The 2,378-nt window shown below is 56.3% G+C and carries 3 protein-coding genes; all 3 read right to left on the bottom strand.

The window, feature by feature from the left end:
* Positions 1–745 precede the first annotated feature (745 nt).
* Entirely contained in the window at positions 746–937 is a 192-nt protein-coding gene (locus tag NZ823_03185) for a hypothetical protein (GenBank protein MCS6804131.1), read from the bottom strand.
* A gap of 106 nt (positions 938–1,043) precedes the next feature.
* Entirely contained in the window at positions 1,044–1,310 is a 267-nt protein-coding gene (locus NZ823_03180; protein ID MCS6804130.1) for a hypothetical protein, read from the bottom strand.
* Complete coding sequence (locus NZ823_03175) at positions 1,307–1,699, bottom strand: HEPN domain-containing protein (protein ID MCS6804129.1); 393 nt, start codon at positions 1,697–1,699, stop codon at positions 1,307–1,309. The genes NZ823_03180 and NZ823_03175 overlap by 4 nt, the downstream gene beginning before the upstream one ends.
* Between the last annotated feature and the right edge of the window lie 679 nt (positions 1,700–2,378).

Raw genomic sequence — 2,378 nt, 5'->3', positions numbered from 1 at the left:
GGGATCATTGATCTTGGGCGCTGTCGCGGGAACTTCCGGCTGACGATCTCGCGCAACAACCCGACGGTGACGCACACAATTGTGTCGAACGTGAATGCGTGCGACGACGTGTGCACGTGCCCGTAGGGTGATTGACAACGTAGAGTGGGCGGACTGCCGGTGACGTGTCCGCCCGCTTCGCGGATGGATCCAGAACAATTCGTAAGCCCGGCGGAGCTTAATAGGCTCTGTCGGGCTTTTTATCGAATACACCCGTGATACATGGATGAGATGATAGGCCAATGGTGGAGCTATAGCGGTTTGCAGTAGCATTGACTGAACAGAGCAATGGAGATGATGGGAAGCCGTTTTTTCTATTGCCGATTTCGATGCCGACTGTTTGGGCGAGCGGGCACGACGAGTAGACGATGTTCTATGCCGATTTCGATACCGACGACTTGGACAGTATCAATCCATGTGCAAACCGCAGGTAGCGATTCCCAGATCAAGGCAATTGAACATCGTTCTAAATTCAATTCCCCTGACGCGGCCAACAGACCCACACTGAATTGAGCTGGGTAGAAATGGCGTGCCCTCTCAGGATAAACTCATTCACAAACCGCTCTAGCGGCGAGCGAGTGCGGTTTGTAATAAGCCCCTTGACGGTCGAGCTGCTGATACGCTCCTCACCACGGCGTACTGAACTCTACAGGCAGACGCTACGTGCGCGGCGTCGGCGCGATGAGCCGTTGATCGCGCGACCATCCTACCGCCGGCTGATGCGGATGCCCATCTGCGCATGAATGAGTGGGTCACGCAGATCGCGGCGCATCTGCTCGAGCGTTTGCCGCAAGCTGGGACTGGCCAGTGTCCAGTAGATCACAATCAACCGGTCAGTCTGCTCCAGCTCTGACGCCGTCACCTCGGCTCGACCGGTCTCCACTAGAGCGATTTTCAATTGTCTTTAGCAGGAGGGCCCCACATCTTGCGGGCTGATACACGCTGGAGCATACGCTCGCAGGATAAACTCGTTCGCAAACCGCTCTAAAGGATTTTGTTTTGATTCATCGGCCCGAGAGAATGATGTACCGATCTGTTTCCAGCAGCAGTTTTGTTCCCACTTCGGCCATCTGGTCAAACAGCCTCATCCGCTCGCTGACCCGCATCGGCAATGGAATACTCACGATCACGCGGTTGTCCGGTCTCACCGTGATGTGGGCCTTCCCTCGTGCCGCTGGATAGACCTCCTCTAACGCCGCCAGGTATCGGCCCAGGGCATTCTGCGGTTGTCTGGTCACGTGTCGAGATGGTTCAGCAGGTTTCCGCCTCATCCAGTTTCTCCCAACGCTCTCTCAACTGAAGTCAGGAATTTCGCAGCTCGGTCACACGCTCGCTTTGCTTCTTTAGCGGCTACCGAGTGCGGTTTGTAATCGGCCAAGTGCCGTAACGTGATCAAGTCCATTGGCGTCCGTCCAAGCTCGGCGGGAAGAACCTTTCTTCGCATAATCAACCGTCGGTTCAACTCCGCTTGCACTTGACCATGTTCCCACTCATTGTCTTTCGCCCGATAATCGGTCAGTTTGATGAGCAGGGCGATACTGGCCAGGAATACGGCATAATAGGCTCGACTCGCACAAACGTTGTGTTTCTTCATCTGATGAGCCAGCACCGCCATGTCAAGATTTTCTTTGGCCTTCAGCCAGTAGCCTTTCCATTCCACCCTGAACCTTCTAGCACCCTTGGCAGAGCCATGTCAATTGAAACCTCAGCTACAAAGTAACGTGACAAACGTTCGTGGCGTTTTTGGAGTGCTGCGACGTGTCGCAGCTTTGGCCAGGAAGCGGTGAAACGTCGCCGCACTGCAAAACGTCCCGTCCCTCCAACCCGTCCCTCCAAAATGTCCCAGAACTTTTGTCCACCTACTATGGAGTGAGGTTCCGCCAGCGGACCAAGACGAAGCTTGAGGAGCGGTTTGACAGCGTTGGCCAAGGAACGCAAGCCCGCGCAGCGAGCGGCAGGCCAAGATGCGCTGACCAGGCCGCACTCGCTGATCGTTGGCCGCTGAGGCACTCCTCACCATGAGTACTGCTCTATGGGCTGACCGCTCCAGCCATCGGTCTTTTCGCGCCTTGTAATAAAGCACCTCGTCATAGTGTGCCGCTCTATAAGATGCTGCATTGGCCGCGCCGGCGCGGTGAGCCGTTGATCGCGCGACAGCGGATTGATTGCGGGACAACCCGTTGGTCGCGCGACACTCTTACCGCCGGCTGATGCGGATGCCCATCTGCGCATGAATGAGCGGGTCACGCAGATCACGGCGCAACTGCTCCAGCGTTTGCCGCAAGCCGGGACTGGCCAGCGTCCAGTAGATCACAATCAACCGGTCAGTCTGCTCCAGC

Source organism: Blastocatellia bacterium, from assembly GCA_025054955.1.
GTDB lineage: Bacteria > Acidobacteriota > Blastocatellia > HR10 > J050 > JANWZE01.
This window is presented reverse-complemented; position numbering and strand designations above follow the sequence as displayed.